24 protein-coding genes are annotated in these 25,202 nt (G+C 63.2%); 18 read left to right on the top strand and 6 right to left on the bottom strand.

The genetic code is table 11. The features are described 5' to 3' along the window. Positions 1-79: 79 nt before the first annotated feature. From dapB to C2L64_RS22125, 9 genes are all read left to right on the top strand, one after another. Positions 80-874, top strand: coding sequence for a 4-hydroxy-tetrahydrodipicolinate reductase (gene dapB, locus C2L64_RS22085; protein ID WP_007585648.1), 795 nt, complete (start codon positions 80-82; stop codon positions 872-874). A 401-nt stretch (positions 875-1,275) separates the two neighbouring features. After that, positions 1,276-2,286 (top strand): deoxyribose-phosphate aldolase, encoded by a 1,011-nt coding sequence (deoC, locus tag C2L64_RS22090; protein WP_039900997.1) that lies wholly within the window; start codon positions 1,276-1,278, stop codon positions 2,284-2,286. Between the two features lie 13 nt (positions 2,287-2,299). Next, positions 2,300-4,699 carry an aldehyde dehydrogenase family protein gene (locus tag C2L64_RS22095; protein WP_007585644.1) on the top strand — a complete coding sequence of 800 codons (2,400 nt, stop codon included), beginning with the start codon at positions 2,300-2,302 and terminating at the stop codon, positions 4,697-4,699. Between the two features lie 69 nt (positions 4,700-4,768). Then, on the top strand, positions 4,769-5,233 hold the full coding sequence (locus tag C2L64_RS22100; protein ID WP_007585642.1) for an RbsD/FucU family protein: 465 nt from the start codon (positions 4,769-4,771) through the stop codon (positions 5,231-5,233). 5 nt (positions 5,234-5,238) lie between these two features. After that, the gene (gene rbsK / locus C2L64_RS22105; protein ID WP_007585639.1) at positions 5,239-6,198 is read left to right on the top strand and encodes a ribokinase; all 960 of its coding nucleotides are present in this window, start codon (positions 5,239-5,241) and stop codon (positions 6,196-6,198) included. A gap of 50 nt (positions 6,199-6,248) precedes the next feature. Beyond that, the gene (locus C2L64_RS22110) at positions 6,249-7,268 is read left to right on the top strand and encodes an ABC transporter permease (protein ID WP_007585637.1); all 1,020 of its coding nucleotides are present in this window, start codon (positions 6,249-6,251) and stop codon (positions 7,266-7,268) included. A 109-nt stretch (positions 7,269-7,377) separates the two neighbouring features. After that, positions 7,378-8,382 (top strand): substrate-binding domain-containing protein, encoded by a 1,005-nt coding sequence (locus tag C2L64_RS22115; protein ID WP_007585635.1) that lies wholly within the window; start codon positions 7,378-7,380, stop codon positions 8,380-8,382. 79 nt (positions 8,383-8,461) lie between these two features. Continuing rightward, a complete protein-coding gene (locus C2L64_RS22120; protein ID WP_007585633.1) occupies positions 8,462-9,994 on the top strand; it encodes a sugar ABC transporter ATP-binding protein in 1,533 nt (510 codons plus the stop codon). A 1-nt stretch (position 9,995) separates the two neighbouring features. Next, the gene (locus C2L64_RS22125) at positions 9,996-11,042 is read left to right on the top strand and encodes an ABC transporter permease (RefSeq protein WP_039900995.1); all 1,047 of its coding nucleotides are present in this window, start codon (positions 9,996-9,998) and stop codon (positions 11,040-11,042) included. A gap of 864 nt (positions 11,043-11,906) precedes the next feature. Here the strand turns inward: C2L64_RS22125 and C2L64_RS22130 are convergent. Further along, positions 11,907-12,635, bottom strand: a complete 729-nt coding sequence (locus C2L64_RS22130) for a DeoR/GlpR family DNA-binding transcription regulator (protein WP_007587535.1) — start codon at positions 12,633-12,635, stop codon at positions 11,907-11,909. A 310-nt stretch (positions 12,636-12,945) separates the two neighbouring features. Between C2L64_RS22130 and C2L64_RS22135 the strand changes: the two genes are divergently transcribed. Both C2L64_RS22135 and C2L64_RS22140 read left to right on the top strand, forming a co-directional pair. Next, positions 12,946-13,383: a DoxX family protein gene (locus C2L64_RS22135; RefSeq protein WP_007587532.1), complete on the top strand. Its 438-nt coding sequence runs from the start codon at positions 12,946-12,948 to the stop codon at positions 13,381-13,383. 137 nt (positions 13,384-13,520) lie between these two features. Further along, positions 13,521-13,793: a hypothetical protein gene (locus C2L64_RS22140; RefSeq protein WP_007587531.1), complete on the top strand. Its 273-nt coding sequence runs from the start codon at positions 13,521-13,523 to the stop codon at positions 13,791-13,793. Between the two features lie 83 nt (positions 13,794-13,876). Here the strand turns inward: C2L64_RS22140 and C2L64_RS22145 are convergent, their stop codons facing one another. Both C2L64_RS22145 and C2L64_RS22150 read right to left on the bottom strand, forming a co-directional pair. Continuing rightward, the gene (locus C2L64_RS22145) at positions 13,877-15,388 is read right to left on the bottom strand and encodes an MFS transporter (RefSeq protein WP_007587530.1); all 1,512 of its coding nucleotides are present in this window, start codon (positions 15,386-15,388) and stop codon (positions 13,877-13,879) included. 87 nt (positions 15,389-15,475) lie between these two features. Then, positions 15,476-16,783: an MFS transporter gene (locus C2L64_RS22150; RefSeq protein WP_007587529.1), complete on the bottom strand. Its 1,308-nt coding sequence runs from the start codon at positions 16,781-16,783 to the stop codon at positions 15,476-15,478. A gap of 264 nt (positions 16,784-17,047) precedes the next feature. Here C2L64_RS22150 and C2L64_RS22155 point away from each other — a divergent pair, with 264 nt between their 5' ends. Continuing rightward, positions 17,048-17,773 (top strand): response regulator transcription factor, encoded by a 726-nt coding sequence (locus C2L64_RS22155; protein ID WP_007587528.1) that lies wholly within the window; start codon positions 17,048-17,050, stop codon positions 17,771-17,773. Positions 17,774-17,849: 76 nt separating this feature from the next. Here C2L64_RS22155 and C2L64_RS22160 read toward each other — a convergent pair whose 3' ends face one another. Next, positions 17,850-18,755 (bottom strand): dihydrodipicolinate synthase family protein, encoded by a 906-nt coding sequence (locus C2L64_RS22160; RefSeq protein ID WP_007587525.1) that lies wholly within the window; start codon positions 18,753-18,755, stop codon positions 17,850-17,852. A 348-nt stretch (positions 18,756-19,103) separates the two neighbouring features. On the opposite strand from C2L64_RS22160, the gene C2L64_RS22165 reads away from it, so the two are divergent. The 6 genes from C2L64_RS22165 to C2L64_RS22190 all read left to right on the top strand — a co-directional run bounded on the left by C2L64_RS22165 (position 19,104) and on the right by C2L64_RS22190 (position 24,120). Next, positions 19,104-20,069 (top strand): 4-hydroxyproline epimerase, encoded by a 966-nt coding sequence (locus C2L64_RS22165; RefSeq protein WP_039901321.1) that lies wholly within the window; start codon positions 19,104-19,106, stop codon positions 20,067-20,069. Beyond that, positions 20,066-21,193 (top strand): NAD(P)/FAD-dependent oxidoreductase, encoded by a 1,128-nt coding sequence (locus C2L64_RS22170; protein WP_007587516.1) that lies wholly within the window; start codon positions 20,066-20,068, stop codon positions 21,191-21,193. Before C2L64_RS22165 ends, C2L64_RS22170 begins: the two co-directional genes overlap by 4 nt. Continuing rightward, entirely contained in the window at positions 21,186-21,458 is a 273-nt protein-coding gene (locus C2L64_RS22175; protein ID WP_007587514.1) for a (2Fe-2S)-binding protein, read from the top strand. The genes C2L64_RS22170 and C2L64_RS22175 overlap by 8 nt, the downstream gene beginning before the upstream one ends. Next, complete coding sequence (locus tag C2L64_RS22180; protein ID WP_007587512.1) at positions 21,455-22,747, top strand: FAD-dependent oxidoreductase; 1,293 nt, start codon at positions 21,455-21,457, stop codon at positions 22,745-22,747. Before C2L64_RS22175 ends, C2L64_RS22180 begins: the two co-directional genes overlap by 4 nt. 155 nt (positions 22,748-22,902) lie before the next feature. After that, complete coding sequence (locus tag C2L64_RS22185; protein ID WP_007587510.1) at positions 22,903-23,679, top strand: AraC family transcriptional regulator; 777 nt, start codon at positions 22,903-22,905, stop codon at positions 23,677-23,679. A 105-nt stretch (positions 23,680-23,784) separates the two neighbouring features. Beyond that, a complete protein-coding gene (locus C2L64_RS22190) occupies positions 23,785-24,120 on the top strand; it encodes a hypothetical protein (protein ID WP_007587508.1) in 336 nt (111 codons plus the stop codon). 42 nt (positions 24,121-24,162) lie between these two features. On the opposite strand, the gene C2L64_RS22195 is transcribed toward C2L64_RS22190, so the two are convergent. Beyond that, complete coding sequence (locus tag C2L64_RS22195) at positions 24,163-24,477, bottom strand: hypothetical protein (protein ID WP_007587507.1); 315 nt, start codon at positions 24,475-24,477, stop codon at positions 24,163-24,165. A gap of 137 nt (positions 24,478-24,614) precedes the next feature. Further along, positions 24,615-24,953, bottom strand: coding sequence for a hypothetical protein (locus C2L64_RS22200; protein ID WP_007587506.1), 339 nt, complete (start codon positions 24,951-24,953; stop codon positions 24,615-24,617). Positions 24,954-25,202: the final 249 nt, after the last annotated feature.

Raw genomic sequence — 25,202 nt, forward strand, 5'->3', positions numbered from 1 at the left:
CATTGCGCGAGCGGGTCGCTTTGCAGGCGTGGTCAATACGCGTGACCGACTTGTCTGATGGAGCTTCACGGAGAAACAGATGAGAATTGCGGTAGCGGGCGCAACCGGCCGAATGGGCCGGATGCTGATTGAGGCGGTATTGGCAGCGGATGGTACGACACTCGTCGGCGCATTGAGCAAGGACGGTGGCTCCGCTTTGGGGCAGGACGCCGGCGCGTTTATCGGTAAGGCGACGGGAGTTGCAATCACAGCCGATATCGATGCCGTACTGTCAGCGTCGGATGTCCTGCTCGATTTCACCCGGCCGTCAGGCACGCTCGCTTATCTCGAGGCAGCGAAGCGGCACGGGGTGAAAATGGTTATCGGAACAACGGGCTTCGACGCTGAGCAATTGCGGTTGATAGAAGAGACAGCCAGGAGCACCGCGATAGTGTTCGCATCCAGTACGAGTGTCAGCCTCAACGTGACGCTTCAGCTTATCGAATTGGCTGCAAAGAACTTCTCCAAAGGCTATGACATTGAAGTTGTCGAAGCACACCATCGACACAAGGTGGACGCGCCGTCGGGGACCGCACTGACGATTGGAGAGACCATCGCAGGTGCGCTTGGCCGCAATCTGGCCGATTGTGCAGTGTTCGCGCGTGAAGGGATGACTGGCGCACGGGACCCCTCGACGATTGGGTTTTCCTCAATTCGTGGTGGCGACATCGTTGGAGAGCACACGGTCCTGTTCATCGGCGAAGGGGAGCGAATCGAAATTACCCACAAGACACTCAACAGATTGCCCTATGTCAATGGCGCGTTGCGAGCCGCGCGCTTCCTGATGAAGCAGGAAAGTGGCCTGTTTGATATGCAGGACGTGCTGCGGCGATGACCGTTCTCAGACGCCGATAGGCCCACTTGGGGCCGGAGCCGGCAAGGTTCATTTATTTCGCGTTCCAGACGGCATCGAGCCGTAGTCTCCTGTGAGCAAATCCGTAGTGAAAACAGGGTTTTGATGGGTGCAGTACGGATTTGTTTGCGAAGAATCATTGTGACATCGCGCATACCCCCAAGCGCTTCCGATCACACCCTGGTGAAAACACCAATGCCCGCCGTCGGCTATGCCCAAAGCCTTGCGGGACAAGCCTTCCGCCCATACCCACAAGGTCTTCCGCATCCGTGAATGCTGGAAACGATCGTAACGAAGCTTGTTAGAATCCTCTCAAGCGATGTACGATACATGCAAATAAACCATCAGCCGTTGCGGTGCATTGCACAAACTTGCGGATGTCTATGCCTGAAGCTCCTACCCAGTCCTCGTCGGTTGTCGCGCTGCGGCGCGCGGCCCACGTCCATCCCGCCCGTAATCCGGGTGTGCCTTTCGATCTCGCGTGGCTCGACGGGTTGCGCGTCAACCAGTCGGCCGTAGAACGCCGCACGGCGACGCTCGGCACGCGCCGCACCGTCAAGAAGGATGCGCAGGCCGCATGGCTGTTGAAAGCCGTGACCTGCATCGACCTCACGACGCTCAACGGCGACGACACGGAAGGCCGCGTGCGGCGTCTGTGCGCGAAAGCGAGACAGCCGGTGCGCGCCGACATTCTCGCGGCGCTCGGCGTACCGCCGCACACCATCACGACGGGCGCCGTGTGCGTGTATCACCGCTACGTCGCGGCCGCCGTCGATGCGCTCGCCGGCAGCGGCATTCCCGTTGCGGCCGTATCGACGGGCTTTCCCGCCGGTCTGATTCCGCATCCGCTGAAGCTGAAGGAAATCGAGGCATCGGTAGCCGACGGCGCGCAGGAAATCGACATCGTCGTCACGCGCGAGTACGTGCTGACAGGCAACTGGCAGGCACTCTACGACGAAGTGCGCGAGTTCCGCGCCGCATGCGGCGAAGCGCATCTGAAAGCGATTCTCGCGACGGGCGATATCCAGACGCTGTCGAACGTTGCGCGCGCATCGATGATCTGCATGATGGCGGGCGCCGATTTCATCAAGACGTCGACGGGCAAGGAGGGTGTCAACGCGACGCTCGACGTGTCGCTCGTGATGGCGCGCATGATCCGCGAATACCACGCGCGCACGGGCATCCTGATCGGCTTCAAGCCGGCGGGCGGCGTGTCGAACGCGAAGACGGCGCTGTTGTTTCAAATCCTGATGAAAGAAGAACTGGGCCGCGCGTGGCTCGAGCCCGAACTGTTCCGCTTCGGCGCATCCAGTCTTCTCGCCGATATCGAACGCCAGCTCGAGCATTACGCGACTGGCCGTTATTCCGCCTTCAACCGTCACCCTGTTGCCTGAGCAGATCGATCCCATGAGCGTAGCCGAGTATTTTTCATCGATGGAGTACGGTCCCGCACCCGAGGACGATCAGCCCGCGCGTGCGTGGCTTGCGCAGCATGACGCGACGTTCGGCCATTTCGTCGACGGTGGATGGCGCGCGCCCGCAGCGGGCGAACGTTTCGCATCGCACGAACCCGCGACGGGCGAACTGCTCGCGCATATCGCGCAAGGCGATGCGGTGGATGTCGATGCCGCCGTCGCCGCCGCGCGCGCCGCGCAGCCGGGCTGGCTGGCGCTGGGCGGCGCGGGACGGGCGCGGCATCTGTATGCGCTGTCGCGGATGGTGCAGCGTCACAGCCGCCTGTTTGCCGTGCTCGAAGCGCTCGACAACGGCAAGCCGATCCGTGAAACGCGCGACATCGATATACCTCTTGTGGCAAGGCACTTTCTGCATCACGCGGGCTGGGCGCAACTGCAGGACAGCGAGTTCAAGGACTTCGCGCCGCTCGGCGTGATCGGCCAGATCGTGCCGTGGAATTTCCCGCTGCTGATGCTCGCGTGGAAGATCGCGCCTGCCATCGCGACGGGTAACTGTGTGGTGCTGAAGCCGGCCGAATACACGCCGCTGACGGCGCTGCTGTTCGCCGAACTCGCACAGCGCGCGGGCTTGCCGAAGGGTGTGCTGAACGTGGTGACGGGCGACGGACGCACGGGCGCAGCGCTCGTCGAACATGCTGGCGTCGACAAGATCGCATTCACGGGCTCGACGGAAGTGGGCCGCGTGATCCGCGCGGCGACGGCGGGCACGGGCAAGTCGTTGACGCTGGAATTGGGCGGCAAGTCGCCGTTCATCGTGTTCGATGATGCGGACCTCGACGGCGCAGTCGAAGGCGTGGTCGACGCGATCTGGTTCAACCAGGGCCAGGTGTGTTGCGCGGGCTCGCGTCTGCTCGTGCAGGAAGGCGTCGCTGCGCGCTTCATCGACAAGCTCAAGCGCCGCATGGCGACGCTGCGCGTCGGGCCGTCGCTCGACAAGAGCATCGATATCGGCGCGATCGTCGACAAGGTGCAGTTGGAGCGCATCGACTCGCTGGTCGAAGCGGGCCGTCTGGAAGGTTGCGAGATCTATCAGTCGACGCAAACGACGGTGCCCACAGGCGGCTGCTTCTATCCGCCGACGCTCGTCACGGGCGTTGCGCCCGCCTCGACGTTGGCGCAGGAAGAGATCTTCGGCCCCGTGCTCGTGACGATGACGTTCCGCACGCCCGATGAAGCCGTCGCGCTCGCGAACAACACGCGCTATGGACTCGCCGCGAGCATCTGGAGCGAGACGATCGGCCGCGCGCTCGATATCGCGCCGCGCCTCGCGTGCGGCGTCGTGTGGGTCAACGCGACGAACCTGTTCGACGCGGCGGTCGGCTTCGGCGGCTATCGCGAGTCGGGCTACGGACGCGAAGGCGGCCGCGAAGGCATCTACGAATATGTGAAGCCGAAGGCATGGCTCGCGCTCGGAGAGCGTCGCCCGGTGCATCGCGTCACCGATGTGTCGGCACACACGCATGAACCTGAGCAAACCGCTGATGTACTGGCGATCGACCGCACCGCGAAGCTCTTCATCGGCGGCAAGCAGGCGCGGCCGGATAGCGGCTACACGCTGCCTGTTTATGGCGCCGATGGCGCGCTGGTCGGCGAAGTGGGTGAGGGCAACCGCAAGGACATCCGCAATGCCGTCGCGGCGGCACGCGGCGCGCAGAAGTGGTCGCAGGCTACCGCGCACAACCGCGCGCAGGTGCTCTATTACCTCGCTGAAAATCTCGCGGTGCGCGCGCATGAATTCGTGCATCAACTGGTGAAGCGCACGGGCGCGAGCGTTGCCGAAGCGCGCCGCGAAGTGGACGCATCGGTGACGCGGCTCTTCACGTATGCCGCCTGGGCCGACAAGTTCGACGGCGCGGTGCATGCGCCGCCGCTGCGCGGCGTCGCGCTCGCGATGAACGAGCCGCTCGGCGTGATCGGCATTGCGTGCCCGGATGAAGCGCCGCTGCTGTCTTTCATTTCGCTGATCGCGCCCGCGCTTGCGATGGGCAATCGCGTCGTTGCCTTGCCGAGTTCGTCGAGTCCGCTTACAGTGACCGACTTCTATCAGATTGTGGAGACGTCGGACGTGCCCGCGGGCGTGCTCAACATCGTGACGGGCGAACGCGGCGCGCTGTTGCCGGCGCTCGCGAAGCATGACGATGTCGATGCGCTGTGGTGCTTCGGCTCTGCGAAAAATTCGGCGCTTGCCGAACGCGAGTCGATCGGCAACCTGAAGCGCACGTTCGTCGATCATGGCCGCGCGTTCGACTGGTTCGACACATCGAGCGAAGGCCCGGCGTTTCTGCGCCATGCAACACAAGTCAAGAACATCTGGATACCGTATGGCGACTGATCGCTTTCTGATCGCCTGACAGGGCATGACAGAACGATAGCGCGCCAACCGAATAACGGAGGAGACAACGTGCTGAAGAATCTGGACCCGCTGTTGAACGCCGATGTGCTGCACGCGCTGCGCGCGATGGGCCACGGCGACGAAGTGGTGATTTGCGACGCGAACTTTCCGGGCGACTCGGTCGCGCGGGAGTCCGTGACGGGCAAGTTGCTGCGGCTCGATGGCGTCGATGCGCCGCGCGCGATTCGCGCGCTGCTGTCGGTGCTGCCGCTCGATACATTCGTCGACGATCCTGCCTCGCGCATGGAAGTGGTCGGCGAGCCGAACACCATTCCCGCCGTGCAGCGCGAAGCGCAAGCCGAAGTGAACGAGGCCGAAGGGCGCGATGTACCGTTCGTCGGCATCGAGCGCTTTGCGTTCTATGCGCGCGCGAAGAAAGCCTACTGCGTGATCGCCACGGGCGAAACGCGCGGCTACGGCTGCTTCATCTTCAAGAAGGGCGTGCTGCTCGCGCCCGACGTACCAAAGGAATGACGACGATGGCCACGCAACAGAAAGAAGGCCGCGTCGTCATTCTCGGCATCTTCGTGACGGACCTCACGTTTCGCGCGGACCGCATGCCACTGATCGGCGAAACGATCGCGGGCAATGCGTTCAAGATGGGCCCCGGCGGCAAAGGCTCGAACCAGGCGGTCGCGGCGGCGCGCGCGGGCGCCGACGTAGTGTTCTGCACGCGCATCGGCAACGATGCGTTCGGCCAGATTGCCCGAGCGACGTGGGACGCCGAAGGCATCACGGCGCGCGCGTCGGTGATCGACGGCGCATCGACGGGCGCAGCGCACATCTTCGTCGATGACATCACCGGCAAGAACGCGATCATCGTCGCTTCCGGCGCGGCAGCAACGATGAATGCGGGCGACGTTGACGCGATCGAAGCGGATATCGCCTCGGCGCGCGTGTTCGTCACGCAACTCGAACAGCCGGTCGGCGCTGCGAAGCGCGGCCTCGAAGTCGCGCGCAAGCATGGCGTGACGACGGTGTTCAATCCCGCGCCCGCGTTGCCGCTCGACGACAGCATTTTCCCGCTGTGCGACTACATCACGCCGAACGAAACGGAGACGACCGCGCTGACGGGCATCGAGGTCAGCAATGTCGACGATGCGCGCCGCGCCGCTGACGTGCTGCTGAAAAAAGGCGTGCGCAATGTGATCGTGACGCTCGGCGAAGCGGGCGCGCTGCTGCATTCGGCGGAGCAATCGGTGTTCGTGCCCGCGTTCCAGTGTGGACGCGTCGTTGAAACAGCAGGCGCGGGCGATGGTTTCACAGGCGGCTTCGCGGCGGCGCTCGCGCGCGGCGCGGATGCCGTCGATGCGACGCGTTTCGGCTGCGCGCTGGCGGGCATTTCGGTGACGCGGCCCGGCACCGCGCCTTCGATGCCGACGCTCGCCGAAGTCAACGAAGTGCTGGCGCAAGCCGGTCATCCGCTTTCAACGCATTGAGCGCGTGCGCCGCCCGATGCGGCGCGCGGCATGAAGGAGTTCGTTTCGACATGAAGTCCTCGCTTTTCGCCGGCCTGTTTCGCGACCGGCAACTGAACTTTCTGCTAGCGGTGAACGTGCTCGTCGTGCTCGCCGCGACCTGGATCTCGCACGGCCAGTTCGTCTCGCTCGACAACCTTCAGTCGATGGGCGGCCAGTTGCCCGAACTCGGGTTGCTCGCGCTCGGCATCATGCTGTCGATGGTGTCGGGCAACGGCGGCATCGATCTGTCGGGCGTTGGGCTCGCGAACCTGTCGGGCATGGTCGCGGCGCTGATCGTGCCGAAGTTCATCAGCGGCGACGATTCGCCGATGCTCTATACGAGCGTGTTCTGCGCGATCGTCGTGTGCATGGGCGCAATTGGCGGGCTGGTGAATGGCGTCGTGATCGCGCGACTGCGCCTCACGCCGATTCTCTGCACGCTCGGCACACAGCTGCTGTTCACGGGTTGTGCCGTCGTGTTGAGCAACGGCGCGTCGGTTCACGTCGATTATGTCGAGCCGCTGTCGGATATCGGTAATGGCACGTGGTTCCAGGTGCCTGTTTCGTTCGTGATCTTCATCGCGGCTGTCGTGGTGCTCGGCTGGTTGCTGCGACGCAGCCCGTTCGGCTTGCGTCTGTATCTGATGGGCACGAACCCGAAAGCCGCGTTCTACGCGGGCATTCCGCGCGTGCGGATGCTGGTTCTTACATACATGATGTGCGGCATTCTCGCGTCGCTCGCGGGGCTGATCAGCGTCACGCACACGTCGAGCGCGAAATGGGACTACGGCAATTCGTATCTGCTGATCGCGATCCTGATTGCCGTGATGGGCGGCGTGAATCCTGCGGGCGGTTATGGCCGCATCATTTGCGTGTTCTTCGCGGCGACGGTGCTGCAGTTTCTGTCGAGCTTCTTCAATCTGCTCGGCGTGTCGCAGTTCTTCGGCGATTGCGCGTGGGGTTTCCTGCTGCTGGCGTCACTCGCATTTGCGGGCGGCGAGCGCGTGCGCGCGATCTTCGGTTTCGCGCAGCCGAATCAACGGCGCTAACGTTGTAGCGATAGTTTCAGCGGACATCGGGGCCCTGGATTTCCGCGTGCATATGAAGGGGCGACACTCACTCAATGACTAAATCACTAAAGGCAACGGAGACAAACGCATGAAACTGACCCGACTGAGCGCCGCCCTTGCAACCGGCGCACTCGCGCTCGGCGTGATCGCCGCCGCGCAAGCCGCGACCAATGAAACGATCGTCACGGTCGTCAAGGTCACGGGCATCAACTGGTTCAACCGGATGGACGAAGGCGTCAAGGAGTTCGCGAAGGACAACCCCGGTGTGCAGGCTTATCAGACGGGCCCGGGCCGCGCCGACGCCGCGCAGCAGCTGAAGATCATCGAAGACCTGATCGCGAAGAAAGTGACGGCCATCGCCGTCGTTCCGTACGATCCGCCGACGCTCGAACCCGCACTGAAGAAGGCGATGGATCGCGGCATCAAGGTCGTCACACATGAAGCCGACAACGCGAAGAACACGATGGTCGACATCGAGGCCTTCGACAACTCCGCGTACGGCGCGGGCCTGAACGAGCGCCTCGCATCGTGCATGCATCAGGACGGCAAGTGGGCCGTGCTGGTCGGCTCGCTCGGCAGCCGCTCGCAGGTGCAATGGGCCGACGGTGGCATCAACAACGCGAAGGCCAAGTACCCGAAGTTGAATCTCGTCGAGCCGAAGCTCGAAACGAACAACGACGGCGAGAAAGCCTATGAAGTCGCGAAGGAAGTGCTGCGCAAGCATCCCGACCTGAAGGGCTTCCAGGGTTCGTCGTCGCTGGACGTGATCGGTATTGGCCGCGCGGTTGAAGAAGCGGGCATGCAAGGCAAGATCTGTGTGTACGGCACGGGGCTGCCGACGGAAGCGGGCAAGTTCCTCGAAAGCGGCGCGGTGAACGGCATTGCATTCTGGGATCCGAAACAGGCCGGTCTCGCGATGAACAAGGTCGCGCAGATGCTGGTCGAAGGCAAGACCGTGCAGAACGGCGCTGATCTCGGCATTCCGGGCTATACGAAGGTGACGGTCGAGAAGGGTCCGGGCAAGGGCATCATCGTGCGCGGCCAGGGCTGGGTGAACGTCGACAAGACGAACTACAAGCAATACAACTTCTGATCGTGGCATCACCGCGTGCGGGCTTTCGCGAGCGAACGCCCGCACGCTTCGACATTCATCTGGAGCACGGCTTTTCAGCATGAATCAAAACGTTTCCTCCACGCCGTTCCTGCAGGTGGTCGGCGTACACAAGCGGTTCACGGGCGTGCATGCGTTGCGCGGCGTGAGCCTGTCTTTCGAGCGCGGGCAGATCTATCACCTGCTCGGCGAAAACGGCTGCGGCAAGAGCACGCTCATCAAGATCATCTCCGGTGCGCAGCCGCCCGATGAAGGCGAGCTGATCATCGAAGGCGTTTCGCACGCGCGGCTCTCGGCGCTTGAATCGCTGGCGGCAGGGATCGAGACGGTCTATCAGGACCTGTCGCTGCTGCCGAACATGAGCGTCGCCGAAAACGTCGCGCTGACGTCGGAGCTTGCGGAGCACAACGGGCGCCTCACGCGCACGTTCGACCGCAAGGCGCTTACACGCACCGCGGCGAAGGCACTCGAAGCCGTGGGCCTGCCAGGCGATGCCGAATTCCAGTCGACGCTGATCGAACAGTTGCCGCTCGCGACGCGGCAACTCGTGGCGATTGCGCGCGCGATTGCGAGCGAAGCGAAGTTCGTCATCATGGACGAACCGACCACTTCGCTCACGCAAAAAGAAGTGGACAACCTGATCGCCGTGCTCGGCAATCTGCGCGCGCAGGGCGTAACCGTGCTGTTCGTGAGCCACAAGCTCGACGAGTGCTATGCGATCGGCGGCGAAGTGATCGTATTGCGTGACGGCCAGAAGATGGCGCAAGGCCCGATCGCCGATTACACGAAAACGCAGATCAGCGAGCTGATGACAGGCCGTCATCTGTCGAGCGAGCGGTATCGCGAAGGCGAAGTCGGCAAGGAAGTCGTGCTCGACGTGAAGGGCTATACGCGCGGCGCGCAGTTCCGCGATGTGTCGTTCGCGCTGCATCGCGGAGAAATTCTCGGCGTGACGGGACTGCTCGATTCGGGCCGCAACGAACTGGCGCGCGCGCTGGCGGGTGTCGCGCCGGCTGAGAGCGGCACGGTCACGCTCGAAGGTAAGCGCGTTGTGTTGCGCACGCCTTCGGACGCGAAGGACCATCGGATCGGTTATGTGCCCGAAGACCGCCTGAATGAAGGGCTTTTCCTCGACAAGCCGATTCGCGACAACGTGATCACCGCGATGATTTCGAGCTTGCGCGACCGCTTTGGACAGATCGACCGCGCTCGTGCGCAGCAGCTTGCCGAGCAGACGGTGAAGGACTTGCAGATTGCGACGCCTGGCGTCGACAAGCCGGTGCAGTCGCTGTCGGGTGGCAACCAGCAGCGCGTGCTGATTGGCCGCTGGCTTGCGATCGATCCGCATGTGCTGATCCTGCATGGGCCGACTGTCGGCGTGGATGTGGGTTCGAAGGACATCATTTATCGGATCATGCAAAAGCTGTCGCAGCGCGGCATTGGCATCATTCTGATCAGCGATGACTTGCCCGAGCTGCTGCAGAACTGCGATCGCATTCTGATGATGAAGAAGGGCCGCGTGGCGAGCCAGTATCGCGCGGATCAGTTGAACGAAGCGGAGCTGTATCACGCTTTGCTGTCAGAGGCTGCATAAGATGTCGTCTATCATGGACCGGACCGTGACTACCCCCAACGTCGTCGAAATCGCGCCCGAGGTGAAGCCGCCTACGTGGCGCGCGAAGCTCTCGCGCAACCCGGAGTGGTTCACGGCGGCGCTGATCGTCGTGACGTGCGTGATCGTTGGCGCGATCAATCCGCGCTTTTTTCAGCTTGCGACGCTGTTCGATCTGCTGCATTCGGCGACGACGATGTCGCTGTTCGCGCTTGGGACGCTCGTTGTGCTCGCGTCGGGTGGTATCGATGTATCGTTCACGGCGATTGGCGCACTCACCATGTATACGATTACCAAGGCTGTGTTTGCCTGGTGGCCGGATGCGCCGTTTGCGCTGATTCTTGTTGTTGGCGCGCTGGGCGGCATTGTGCTTGGGGTGATTAATGGCGTGCTCGTGCATCGGCTGAAAGCGCCTTCGCTGATTGTGACGATTGGCACGCAGTATTTGTATCGCGGGATTTTGCTGACGTTTATCGGCACGACGTTCTTTATGAACATTCCGCACAGCATGGATCATTTTGGGCGTATTCCCCTGTTCTTTTATCACACGGGGGATGGGCTGCGGGCGGTGCTACCTGTGTCTGTGTTGGCGCTCGTGATTGCTGCCGTTGTCACGTGGTGGCTGCTTAATCGCACGATGATGGGGCGTGGTGTTTATGCCATGGGTGGCAGTCTGGCCATTGCCGAGCGGCTTGGTTATAACCTGCGGGCTATTCATCTTTTCGTGTTTGGTTATACAGGGATGCTCGCGGGGATTGCCGGCATTCTGCATGTGTCGAATAACCGGCTGGCGAATCCTTTTGATCTTGTCGGGACTGAGCTCGATGTGATCGCTGCGGTGATTTTGGGCGGGGCCCGGATTACTGGGGGGACTGGGACTGTTGTTGGCACACTGCTTGGGGTTGTGCTTGTTACGCTTATTAATAGCGTGCTTATTCTTGTTGGGGTGCCTAGTACCTGGCAGAAGGTTATTATTGGGGCGTTTATTTTGATTGCTGGGACGTTGTTTGCTTTGCAGCGGAAGGGCTGAGTTTTTGTCTGCGACCCTTTGATGTTGGGTGGTTTGGGTTTGCGCTGGCATCCGCGTTATGCCTTCGCGCTTCACGCGTCGCCCCTGTGCGGGGCGGCACCTACTTTTCTTTGCCGCCGCAAAGAAAAGTAGGCAAAAGAAAGCGGCTAACACCGCCAGTTCTAGTTCTTGCCTGAGGGCCCCCAAACGGTCCCACGCTTCATACGGCAACGCCCTTGTTCGCGTGCGTTGCCAACGCTCTGAACAGACGCATCACCCGCTTCAGACTCCCGCACAAAGGCAAGCGGCAGCGAATGGTTTCCGCCGTCCAGGTGGCAAACTGTGTGTAGGTTGTCGCGTCGTATAGCTTGGCGCTCTTACAGGGCGGCATGCGTGCGCTATTGGTCCGAAGTGATGCGTGTGCACTGCTACAGCCTACACACAGTTTGCCACCTGGGCGGCAGTGGATTATCTGGCGTGGCATGTGGCGACGAGGGCGCGTGAAGCGGGTGATGCGTCAATTAAGAGCGTTGGCAACAAACATGAGTCACGTGGTTGCCGTGTGAAGCGAGGGACCGGTTGGGGGCCCTCAGGCAAGAAGAAATGTTGGCGGTGTGAGCCGCTTTCTTTTGCCTACTTTTCTTTGCGGCGGCAAAGAAAAGTAGGTGCCGCCCCGCACAGGGGCGACGCATGAAGCACGAAGGCATAGCGCGGATGCCAGCACAAAAGCCAGACCAACCCCAAACCGCCCGCGCCGCGAAAGGCAGTACGCGGATGCCCGCGCAAATCTAAACCACGCAACATCAAAGCGTGCGCAGCAAACACACTTCGCGGATGCCAGCGCAAAGCCATAAAACCCAACCCTGCGTCGCAGACAAAAAAAACTCACTTCCGCCTCGCGGTAACCTGCTGCCCCTTCTCAGTAATAACCGAAGCAAACTCCTCGATCTTCGAGAACCGAACCGCCTTAACAACACCAAACTTACTACTATCAACCACGAGATGACTCTCGACAGCCGCCGCCATCGCGGCCTGTTTCAGAGCGACTTCATGAAAATTCCAGCACGTCACGCCGTGCGCATCATCAACGCCACCGGCGGAAATAAACGCCTTATTGATCCCCATGCGCCGAAGCACCTCGATGCTTTCTTCGCCCGAAAACGAATCCGACGACGGCACATAAACACCGCCCAGAAGAATCATCCGCACATTGGGCTTGCGCCGCAAAATCTCCGCAACGTTCAGCGAATAGCAGACAATCGTCACATGCAGATCGTTAGGGATCAGCCGCGCGAGCGTAGTAAGCGTCGTACCGCAGTCGATAAATAGCGTCTCGTTGTTCCCGATCAGCTTCGCCGCCACAGCCGACGCCTCCGCCTTGGCCTGCGCGAAGTGGTCCTTTTCCTGTTCCAGCGAATAGCCAGCCGTGTTCGGCACGTCCGTCGCGCTGACGATATAGCCGCCCAGATACGTGAAATGTCCCGGGCTCGCAGCAATGTCCCGGCGTACCGTCATCTCCGATACGCCCAGCAGCGTCGCCGCGTCGCGCAGGCGCATCACGCTCTGTTTGGCCAGCGCATCGGCGAGCATGCGCAGACGTTCAGTTTTCAGCATGGGGATGGTCTCTTCAACGCGATGTTGAGCCGAGATGGCGCGTTAGATTTTGTTCGATTTCATGAGAAGATTATAACAAGCATGTGCCCGACCGGCTGATGAATTTGCTCAATTTGCGGGCATTCCCCAACATCGCGTCCATGTCGGCGTCGGTGTCCATATCGAGGCGATGAAAACCCAGAACGCGTCAGATTTCGCCTATGTCGATTGCTTGGAAAAGCGGGGCATTCCACTTATTCTGACTTGAGCGCCCGGGAACTGATGACGTGCCGCCCGGTCTTCTGCTTAATTCAAATCAGGAGCCACATCCATGACGCGTCCCGTCGATTCCGGCGTAATTCTTCTTGCCCGCCTTGCGCTTGCCGTGCTGTTCCTTTGGGGCGGCGTAATGAAGCTGCTCGGCTATGCGGGCTTCGTCGGTTATCTGCATTCGAAAGGCGTGCCGTTCGTGCAGGTCGCCGCGCCGATTGCGACGGCCGTCGAGGTGCTCGGCGGACTCTTCCTCGTCGTCGGCTTCAGGATCCGCGCGCTCGGCCTGTTCATGGCCGCCTATACGATCGCGACGGCCGTCCTCGGACACGACTTCTGGAACATCACCGACGCTGCCTTGCAGCGCGACATGATCATTCATTTCTGGAAGAACGTCGGCATCGCGGGCGGATTTTTGCTGCTGTTCGTGACGGGCGCGGGACGTTTCAGCATCGACGGCGCGCGCGCGCCACGCGGCGGCCTGGGCAGCAGCCTGTGATCGTTGCGCGTGCAGCGGCACGGAGCGGCACAAAAGCGGCAATAAGCGGGCCCTCCGTTGCGAGGCTGCCGCCAGAGCGGGCATCATTCGTGCAGCATCGATATCTGGCAAGCCAATTCGACTAAAAGGAGCACGCGATGATTCAAGCTTTTGACCAAACGATCAACGGCACGGTCATGCAGTTTTGCGCGAGCCTCGGCGAAGGGCCGACGCCGCATCGTGTGATCATCAGCCGGGCCGATACGGCCGAAACGCTGGTGATCCTCGATGCAGCCGGATTGATCAGCTCGATCAAGGCGGAAATCGAACAGCCGGAGACACTCGTCGCCGACGCGATCCGCAAGGTGCAGAGCGAAGGGCTCATCGAAAGGGCGCTCGATACGGGCGCGATTCAGGAGACGACGCTGTAACGTCTGCTACCGCTTCTGGCAAAACAACACCCACGATGCCGCGTGCATCGTGGGTGTTGTGTTTTTGGCGTGTCATGCGTGTGTCATTTGCTGGCGTTCGCAGGCCGTGCGCCGTTGCGGCCAGCGCGCGCCCGATCGCGCGCGTGCGGCTCGGGATGCACGAGACACGCGAGCCCGAGCGCGCACAGCAGGATGCACGACGAGATCAGCGTCGACGATCTGAGGCCGGCCACCACCTGCGCTGCGCCCGCCGCATCCGACGCGCTCGCGAGCGCGCCGAACGCCGCCACGCCGACTGCGCCGCCCGCCTGCCGTGCCGTGTTCAGAACCGCCGACGCGGTGCCCGCGCGCTGCTTGTTGACGGAAGCGAGCACGGCCGTGGTCATCGCCGGAACGGCGAGGCCCATGCCGGACGGAATCAGCAGAAACGGCACCAGCAACGTCCAGAGCGGTGAAGCGGCTTGTGCGAAGTGCAGCAGCCCGTAGCCGAGGGCAGCCGTGATTGCGCCCGCGATCATCGGCACCCGCGCGCCGAAGCGCCCGATCACCCAGCCGCTCGCCACATTCGAGACCAGGAATCCGCCCGTCAGCGGCAGGAACGCGAGACCGGCCTGCAACGGCGTCTCGCCGCGCGCATGCTGCAGATAAAGGCTCAGCACGAACACGACGCCGTAGTAAGTCAGATTTACGCAGATACCGAACAGCACGGCCGCGCTGAAGGTGCGGTTGCCGAAGAACGTGAGCGGCAGCATCGGCATATCGACGCGCCGCTCGGTGACGACGAACGCGATCGCGGCGATCAGCGCGAGCATGAAGCTGCCACAAACGAGCGGATGCGCCAGCCCGAGCGGCCGCCATTCGATCACGGCGCCCGTGAAGGCCGTCAGCGCGACGACCGCGAGCAGCTGGCCGACGGGATCGATGCCGCGCGCGGTTGAAGTCGTCCTGGCGCTATCAGGCGCTTTATCGGACGAGGCGGCTCGCGGACGCGGCACCCACGCGAAAGTCGCGGCGAGCCCCAACGCGCAGATGGGCAGATTCACCAGAAAGATCGCGCGCCAGCCGAGCGCAGCGATCAGCAGTCCGCCGATCACCGGGCCCGCCGCAATCGCGATTGCGCCCGCCGCCGTCCACAGGCCGACGGCGCGGGCGCGCAGCTTCGGATCGTGGCTGCACGCCTCGTTGAGCAACGCGAGCGAATTGGGCAGCATCGCGGCCGCGCCCACCCCTTGCACGGCGCGTGCGGCGACGAGCAGCGCGGCGCCCGATGCGAGCCCGCAGGCCAGCGAAGCCGCCGCGAACAGCGCGATGCCGCACGCGAACATCCGGCGCGCGCCGAAGCGGTCGCCCAGCACGCCTGCCGACAGCATCAGCACCGCGAACGCGAGCGTGTACGCATCGACGATCCATTGCAGGCCCGTGACGTTTGCATGCAGATCCGCGCCGATCTTTGCGAGCGCGATGTTGACGATGGTCACGTCGAGTTGCGTGACGACGAAGCCGACGCTTACCGTCGCGACGATGCGCGCGAGCGCCGGCGTGAAGCGGGGTACAGGAGAAGTATTCATGCGTCGATGATAGGGCGGCCCTGCCATGCGACGTTTCGGACCGGCTTGAAGTGTCGATGGGACGACCAGTCCTTGCGGGCAAGTGGCGTGCCTGCGCACGCCACTTGAACAGCGTTACTGCGCGGCGTCCTTCTTCACGAAGCACGCGGTCAGCGCGCCGATCACGCACAGCGCGCCGACGTAGAGCGCGGGCGCCATCGGATTCGACTTCAGCATCAGCGAAACGACGATCGGCGTCAGGCCGCCGAACACCGCGTACGCGACGTTGTACGAGAACGAGATGCCCGAGAAGCGCACGACAGGCGGGAACGCGTTGACCATCACGAACGGCACCGCGCCGATCACGCCGACGAACAGGCCCGCGACGGCGTACAGCGGCACGAGCATCGCGCTATCGACGGCGAGTTGCTGGAACAGCACGTAATACGCGATACCGAGCCCCACGCAGCCGACGAAAATCGTGCGGCCCGCGCCGAAGCGCCCCGCGAGCGAGCCCGCCAGCACGCAGCCGATCGTCAGGAACAGCGTCGCGATGCTGTTGGCGAAGAGTGCCGTCGCCGGCGCGATGTGAAACTGCTTTTGCAGCAGCGTCGGCGTCATCAGGATCACGACGACGATTGCGGCCGACAGCATCCACGTCAGCAGCATCGACACGATCACGGCGCGGCCGTGATCGCGCAGCACGGCCTTCAGCGGAATTTCCGCAGCCAGCGACTTGCGCTGCTTCATTTCGGCGAACACGGGCGTCTCGTGCAGCCAGCGGCGCAGATACACCGAGAACAGGCCGAACACGCCGCCGAGCAGGAACGGGATGCGCCATGCGAAATCCGCGATTTCAGTAGCCGCGAAGTGGCGATTTACCGCCGACGCGACCAGCGAGCCGAGCAGGATGCCCGCCGTCAAGCCCGCTGTCAGCGTGCCGCACGCATAGCCGACGTGGCGCTGCGGCACGTGCTCGGAGACGAACACCCACGCGCCCGGCACTTCGCCGCCGACGGCCGCGCCCTGCATCACGCGGAACAGGAGCAGCAGCACGGGCGCCATGATGCCGATGCTCGCGTAGGTGGGCAGCATGCCCATCATCAGCGTGGGCAGCGACATCAGCAGCACGCTCAGCGTGAACATGCGCTTGCGGCCGAGCAGGTCGCCGAAGTGCGCCATGATGATGCCGCCCAGCGGCCGCGCCAGATAACCGGCGGCGAAGATGCCGAAGGTCTGCAACTGGCGCAGCCAGTCGGGAATCGACTGCGGGAAGAACAGCTGTCCGATCGCCGGGGCGAAGAATACGAAGATGATGAAGTCGTAGAACTCGAGCGCGCCGCCGAGCGCGGCGAGGCTGAGCGTCTTGTAGTCGTGGCGGGTCAGAGGACGCGCGTGCGCGCTGTCCCTGGCGTGTGGTCTACCCAGTTCGGTTGCTTGCATTGCCTGTCGTTGTATGAATAGAAGAGCCGCGCGTTGCGCGCGGAGTACGGCGGTCGTCAGGCGGGAAGTGCGGCAGTGCCGGGTAGGGCACGGGACACGGCACGCCGGCCCGGATAGGGTGGCGTGATGACGATTTTGGCCAGCCCGCGATTTTACAGGATGTAATTTGTCGCAGAACCTTTGCAAATTCGGACAAGTCTTATGGGCTTAACGATACAGCGTGAACAGAATCGCGATCCTGGACCAATTGTCGAGGACTCAACCATGCGTATCGCCATTCTTCAACGTGACCTCGTGCAGGGTAAGTTGCTGGAAAAAATCATCGTTCAGGCTGGCCACAGTTGCGTCGTGTACGACGACGGCCTGACGCTCTCCAAGGTGCTCGCCCGCTCGACGGTCGATCTGCTGATTCTCGACTGGCACGCGCTGCGTCTGTCGGGCACGGACGTGCTCAAGGCGGTTCGCTCGGTAGGCGGCGAGCGCATGCCCGTGATGTTCGCTTCGGCGGATGGCTCGGAAGAAAGCGCTGTGCGCGCGTTCGTGCTGGGCGCCGACGACTACGCCACGCTGCCCGTGCGGCATGCCGAGTTTCGCGAGCGCCTGTCCGCGCTGCTGCGCCGCGCGTATCCGGAACGCTACGGCAAGGACAGCTTCGACGTCGGGCCGTATCATTTCGACACCCGTCGTCAGCTGGTCACGCTGCGCGGCGCGCCCGTGCAGTTGTCGGGTACGCAGTACCGGCTGGCGTCGCTGTTCTTTTCGAACATCGGCCGCGTGCTGTCGCGCGATCACATCTTCGCGATGGTCTGGGGCCGCGAGTTTCGCGAGGTGACGCGCACGATCGACAGCCACGTGTCGCGCCTACGCGTGCTGCTGCAGATTGAGCCGCAAAACGATTTCCGTCTGCAGCCCGTGTACAAGAGCGGCTATCGCCTGCTGCATCTGCGCACGAACGAAACTGCCGTTGTGCCGCATGCGGAAGCGGCCTGAGCGGATTTAAGCTGTTCTGGCGGCGGCTACCTGTGGAAGGAAGCCGCCGTTTTCTTTTTGCTTCCCGCGTTCGTGCTTACAGCTTTGGCAATGCCGGACGCATTTCAATCGAGCGACGGATCAGCGCTTCGACGGCCTTGCGCTCGTCGCCGGCGAGCGGCAACCGCGGCGGACGCACCGGCTCCGTGCCAAGGCCGACAATCGCTTCCGCCAGCTTGATGTTCTGCACGAGCTTCGCCGACACATCGAGCGCGAGCAGCGGCGCGAACCAGCGGTAGATCGCGCGCGCCTCTTCCAGCCGTCCCGCCTTCAGCAACTTGTAGATCGCAACCGTCTCGTGCGGGAACGCGCACACCAGCCCCGCCACCCAGCCATGCGCGCCCATCAGGATCGCTTCCATCGCCAGATTGTCGACGCCGCACAGAATTGCATAGCGGTCGCCGACTTCGTTGATGAGATCCGTCACGCGCCGCACGTCGCCGCACGATTCCTTGATCGCGACGATCTTCTTCTCGTCGGCGATTTCGGCGAACATCTCCGGCGTCATGTCGACGCCATACGCGAGCGGATTGTTGTAGATCATCAGCGGCAGCGGGCTGGCGTCGGCGACCATGCGGAAGTGGTTCAGCGTCTCGCGGCGGTCCGACAGATAGCGCAGGCCGGGCAGCACCATATAGCCGGCGGCGCCATGCTTCGCGCCCGCTTCAGCCTGGCGGCAGCCGTCGAGCGTGCTGTTTTCGGCGATCGTCAGCAGCACGGGCACCCGGCCGCGCGATGCTTCGACGGCCACGTCGAGCACCTGCAGCTTTTCATCGAGGGAAAGGGTGGACGCCTCGCCAAGCGAGCCGCACACGATGATCCCGTCGACACCCGCGTCGATCTGCGCCTCGATATTCTTGCCGGTCCACGCACGGTCTATGCTGAAATCCGCGTTGAACTTGGTGGTGACTGCGGGCAATACGCCTTGCCAGATATGCGCCACGACTGCTCTCCTGAAAGTGATGAGTCGAGTGCAGTGTAAGCATGGAATATTCGGATGTCTTGCGCGAATCGCGCGTTTCGCGTGACGATTTCGGCATAGCGGCTGTGCGAGAGGAATCCCTGATTTACGATGCTTTCGATGTTTAGCTTCCGTCCTGCCCGGCCTCCATCCGTCGAACGCCGCAGGATCGATACCGCTTCCGTGCGCGATGCAACCGCGCTCCACTTGCTCGATGAGTCGCCCGGCCGCAGTCTGAATGCGGGCTGCATCCGCATTCTTCGGGCTATGCTGAAATCGTCACAATCCACGCGCAGCCGCTTCAAGACTGCGCGCCGCCGCGTTTCTACCATGAGCGGCATGAAAACCTTGAACGTCATCGATTCGCACACGGGCGGTGAACCGACCCGCCTCGTGGTGTCCGGCGGCCCCGACCTCGGCGGCGGCACGCTCGCGCAACGGCTCGACGTGTTTCGCGCGCGCTTCGACGACTGGCGCGCGGGCATCGTCACCGAGCCGCGCGGCTCGGATGTGGTGGTCGGCGCGCTGTTGTGCGAGCCGGATCGCAAGGAGTGCGCGGCGGGCGTGATCTTCTTCAACAACGTCGGCTATCTGGGCATGTGCGGGCACGGCACGATCGGCCTCGTTGTGTCGCTTGCGCATATGGGAAGCATTGGGCCGGGCCGGCATCTGATCGACACGCCGGTCGGCATCGTCGAGGCGACGCTCAACGACGATCTCAGCGTGTCGGTGCGCAATGTGCCTGCATACCGGCATCGCAAGGACGTGACCGTCGACGTGCCCGGCTTCGGCCCGCTGACGGGCGATATCGCGTGGGGCGGCAACTGGTTCTTTCTCGTCGCGAACCATGCACGCACGCTGGACGCGTCGAACATTCCCGAGCTCACGCACTTTACCTCGACGATCCGTGACGCGCTGATCGCGGCGGGCATCACGGGGGCGAACGGCGCGCTGATCGACCACATCGAGCTGTTCGGGCCGGGCTCGCGCGAAGGTATCGACAGCCGCAGCTTCGTGCTGTGCCCCGGCAACGCATACGACCGCTCGCCGTGCGGCACGGGCACGAGCGCGAAGGTTGCATGCCTCGCCGCCGACGGCAAGCTTGCGGCGGGAACGGTGTGGCGGCAGGAGAGCATCATCGGCAGCGTGTTTGAAGCGACCTATGCGGAAGGCGGCACGCTGGACGGCATCGCGACCGTCATTCCGACCATCACCGGGCACTCGCACATCATGGCCGAGAGCCGCCTTTGCTTCGACGAGCGCGATCCGTTCGCGTGGGGCATCCGGACGGTATGACGGCGGATGTCGTGATCGTCGGCGCGGGTATCGTCGGCGCGGCGTGCGCAGCGGAACTCGCCGCGCGTGGGCTGCGCGTAACGGTGCTCGATGCGCAGGGTATCGGCGGCGGTGCGACGGCGGCGGGCATGGGGCATATCGTCGTGATGAACGACTCGCCGGCGGAATTCGCGTTGAGCCGCTATTCGCGCGACTTGTGGCTCGAACTTGCGCCGCAGTTGCGAACGCGCGATGCGTTTGCGCGCTGCGGCACGCTGTGGGTCGCATCCGACGCTGAAGAACTCGACGCCGCGCGTGAGATGCATGCCGGCTTCGTCGCGCAGGACGTCGCGGCGCAACTGCTCGACGAGCACGCGCTCTACGACTGTGAGTCGTCGCTCGCACCGGGCATGGCGGGCGGCTTGCTCATCGGCCACGACAGCATCGTGTATGCGCCGTCTGCTGCACAATGGCTGCTCACGCAATCGCCCGGCGCTGCGCGGATCGACGTGCGGCTGCAGGCGCAAGCCGTGGCCGTCGATGCGCAACACGTCACGCTGTCGAATGGCGAGCGCGTCGGCGGCGCGCACATCGTCGTCGCGAACGGATTGCAGGCGCGTGAACTCGTGCGCGGCTTGCCGTTGCAGCCTAAAAAAGGCCATTTGCTGATCACCGACCGCTATCCCGGTTTCATCCGCCATCAACTGCTCGAACTCGGCTATATCAAGAGCGCCCATCACGCGACGGGAACATCCGTCGCGTTCAACGCGCAGCCGCGGCCGACGGGACAACTGCTGATCGGCTCGTCGCGCCAGTTCGACACCACCGACGCAGCCGTCGAAATGCCCGTGCTCGCGCAGATGCTGCAGCGCGCGGCGCGTTATCTGCCCGCATTGCCGACGCTCAACGGCATTCGCGCATGGACGGGCTTTCGTGCGGCATCGCCGGATGGCTTGCCGCTGATCGGACCTGCGGGCGGCACGGCACCCGGCGTGTGGCTCGCGGTCGGCCATGAAGGACTGGGTGTGACGACGTCGCTCGGTACCGCGCAGTTGCTCGCCGCGCAGATCACGCAGACAGCGGCTGCCATTGCTGTCGATCCGTTTCTGCCTGCGCGTTTCGAGTTTGGGGCGTGTCATGTCTGAATCGGTTCTTCCACGCGTACGCGTCACGATCGACGGCGAGCCTGTCGCGATCGAGCAGGGCGCCACCATCGCCGCTGCACTGGCGGTGTGCGGTGGGAGCGCATACGGCACGCGCGGGTCCGTCACTGGCGAGCCGCGCGCGCCGATGTGCGGCATGGGCGTGTGCCAGGAATGCCGCGTGACGGTCGATGGACGCATGCATGTGCTCGCATGTCAGACCGTGTGCCGCGACGGCCAGATCGTGCAAACGACGAGGCCGCGATGAACGGTCAGCACTTCGACGTCGTCGTCGTGGGTGCGGGGCCGGCGGGTCTCGCTGCCGCTTGCGAGGCGGCGAAAACGGGCGCGCGCGTCGCCGTGCTCGACGACAATCCTCGCGCGGGCGGCCAGGTATGGCGCAATGGCCCCGCGCATCCCCCATCGGATGAATTGGCCGCGCTTCTGCATGAGATCCAGGCAAGCGGCAACGTGGCGCTCGCGTCTGCGGCGCGAATCATTGCGCCGCTCGACAAAGGCTGTCTGCTGATCGAATCGGCGGAGCAAGGCGGCGCGTGCATCGGCTACGACCGCCTGATTCTTGCCACGGGCGCACGTGAACTGCTGTTGCCGTTCGACGGCTGGACGTTGCCCGGCGTGACGGGCGCAGGCGGCTTGCAGGCATTGATCAAGGGCGGCATGCCTGTGCGCGGCGAGCGCATCGTGATTGCGGGCAGCGGTCCGTTGCTGCTCGCGTCTCTCGCGACCGCGCGCGCGGCAGGCGCGCGGGTCGTGGCCGTGGTCGAGCAGGCATCGTTGGCGTCGGTGATGCGCTTTGGCGTGTCGCTTGCGGCAACGCCCACGAAGCTCGTGCAAGCTGCTCAACTGACGCGCGGTTTTGCCGGGCTTCGTTATATGACGTCGAGCGTGGTGCGCGCGGCGCAGGGTAGTGGACATGTCGAGCGCGCGATCGTCGAACGCGCGGGCGGACGCATGGAGACGATCGATTGCGATCGCATCGCTTGCGGCTACGGCCTCGTGCCGAACACGACGCTCGCTCGCGCGCTGGGCTGCGCGACGCGCGCCGACGGTGCGATCGCCGTCGATGAAGCGCAGCGCACGTCCGTCGCAAACATCTTCGCGGCGGGCGAATGTGTGGGCGTCGGCGGGATGGAGCTTGCGCGGGTGGAAGGGCGGCTTGCGGGGCTTGCGGCCGTGGACGTCCAGCATGGCGAACCCGTCGAGCAACTGAGACGGGAACGCGCGCGCTGGCAGGGTTTCGCAGCGCGCGTCGAGTCGGCATTCGCGTTGCGCGACCACGCGCGCCAACTACCCGCCGACGACACATTGCTATGCCGTTGCGAAGATGTATCGGTCGGCGAGGTCCGGGCGCATGCGAACTGGCGCGACGCGAAGTTGCACACGCGCTGCGGAATGGGCGCATGTCAGGGCCGCATTTGCGGCGGTGCGGCGCAGGCGTTGCTCGGCTGGGATGTGACGCAGGTTCGTCCGCCTATCCACCCGGCGCAGATCGCCACGCTGATCCTTGCGGCCGATGAGGATACGGCCGCGCATTGACCCGCCCGTCCGCGAGAAAAAAGCCAAGGCGCGCGCATCGAACGCATTGACGCAAGATTTTTTCGCCCGCCACGCGCCGCCCTATAATCGATCAGCCCGCGACACCCGCCGGGGCAATCTTCACGCTCTCGCAGTCCATGCACGGAACCCTCACGATGAACACGTTCGCTTCTACGCTTGACGCGCTCGATTCGGGTGAGGCGTCGCTGGCCGGGATGCTCTCGCATTTCGCGCTGCTCGAACCCGTTTTCGACGCGATGCCCGATATCGTGTTCTTCGTGAAGGACGCGCAGGCGCGCTACGCGCTCGTCAATCGGACGCTGGTGTCGCGCTGCGGATTCAAGGAGAAAGAAAAGCTGCTTGGCAAGACGGCGGAAGACGTGTTTCCGAGCCGCTTCGGCCGCATCTACACGGCGCAGGACAAGGCTGTGATTCATGTCGGCAACCAGATGGTCGATCAGCTGGAACTGCATCTGTATCCGGGCCGGCAGCCGGGCTGGTGCCTGACCTGCAAGCAGCCGTTGCGCGACGCGGCGGGGCGAGTGGTCGGGCTGGCGGGCATTTCGCGCGATCTGCGCGCCGATGAAATCAGCCACCCCGCGTATAGCCGGCTCGCGACGGTCGTGCAGCATCTGCAAGAGAACTATGTTCAGCCGCTGAATTTGAAGCAGCTTGCCGCGATGGCGGATATGTCGGTTGCGCAACTCGAGCGGTATTTTCACAAGGTATTTCACCTGACGCCGCGCCAGGTGCTGCTGAAGACCCGGCTCGATGCGGCGACCGCGTTACTTGTATCGCACGACAAGGTCACCGATGTCGCCGCCCTGTGCGGCTATACAGATCACAGTGCGTTCACGCGGCAATTCAAGGCGACCGTCGGCGTCACGCCGACCGAATACCGGATGCTGTTGCACGGCACCTCGCGCAACTAACTGTCAATTCCGCCCAGCGACATCGAGCAAAAACAAATCAGCGATTTGCTGCGCTTGCGGTCAGAAGCCAGTCACAAGCAGCCAGATATAAGCCGCCAGAGAACGATGCCTGCCCGCCGCGCAAAGCTTCGCTACTACGTTTACGTGGTCGCGCTCGACGATACCGTCTGGAACGAGGCACGCTTCCGACGCGCGAATCCCGACTATCGGTTCGAACGGCCGTGCGTGTATGTGGGTATGACCGGGCTGGACCCGGACTTGCGCTTCGACCGTCACAAAGCGGGCATTCAGTCGAATCGCTATGTGCGCGACTATGGCTTGCGGCTGATGCCGGAACTGTACGAAGTCTTCAATCCCCTGCCGTACGACGGCGCGCGAGACATGGAAGTCGAACTGGCGATCGGCTTGCGCGAAGCAGGGTATGGCGTGTGGCAGGCGTAATTTCGCAGGGCGAGACCCGCCGAAAAACGGGATGTGCTGGGCTTACTTGACGCCGAGTCCGCGCAAAATCGCGTTGCCTTCTGGCGTCAGGCGAATGTGTGATTCACCCGCATCCGTGGCGATGCTTTCGACGAGCCCGGCTTCCTGCAGCGTCGGAATCTCCGGCTTGGCGAACGCAGCCATAGGCGCGTGCAGCAACAGCAGCATCGTTGCAAGCTCATGCGGGCTGAGGAGCCGGCGGAGAATGGTCGTCTTTTTAGGCGGCGCTGCTTTCGCGGCGGCGGCTTGCGCGGATGCGGCCGGAGTGTCGGTCGCGATGCGCGTCGTCGGGTCGTTGCGGTCTTTGTAGTAATCCATCCTGGCACCTGGGTGGAACGCGGGTCAGTGTGAAGGACGAATACTGGCAGCGCAGACTTAAACGATTCTTAAGCCATCCGCCTTCGGGCGGCGGGAAGTTGTTACATCCAGTTACGCCGCCGCGTTTGCGAGCGGCCTCAGGGCGCGCATTCCTTGCTCGCGCTTTCGATCCATAGGTTCGACGTGTTGCGTTTGCCCGCGTAGTAGCGGAACGTCGTGCCGCCGTTGTCGGCGCGGACCTTGACGATGTTGGACTCGCCGAAATCGAGCATCTGGCCTTGCGGAATGGGCGTGGCCTTGACGGGCGTGTCGTGCTTCGCGGCGGCCTGGGTCATGCACTGGATGACGTCGTTGACGGGGCGATTCGTCATGTTGTCCTTCATCGGATCGCCGGCATCCGGGTTGTGAGACGCCTGATATTGCGCGCAAGCGGCGAGCAGCATCGGGATGGACAGGGTGACGGCTAGCTTCTTCATGAGTCTCCTTCTGGTTGGCGGTGGGCGCCGCACGAGGCGTCGGATGAGGGACGGGCTCGTCGATGCGGAACCGCAAAACGTTCGGGAAATTATATCGGTGCAAGCGGTGTGCCTGATTTTTTGCGGGCAATCAAGGTGGGGATTTCTTTTGCCGCTGGCGGTTTTATCGTTCAGCTTTGGTCTATTTGGTTAACTTACGTCTCTATGCTGTGTTCTGAATATGCGTATTTTTATATTAAAATAAAACTA

The organism is Paraburkholderia hospita, assembly GCF_002902965.1.
Lineage (GTDB): Bacteria > Pseudomonadota > Gammaproteobacteria > Burkholderiales > Burkholderiaceae > Paraburkholderia > Paraburkholderia hospita.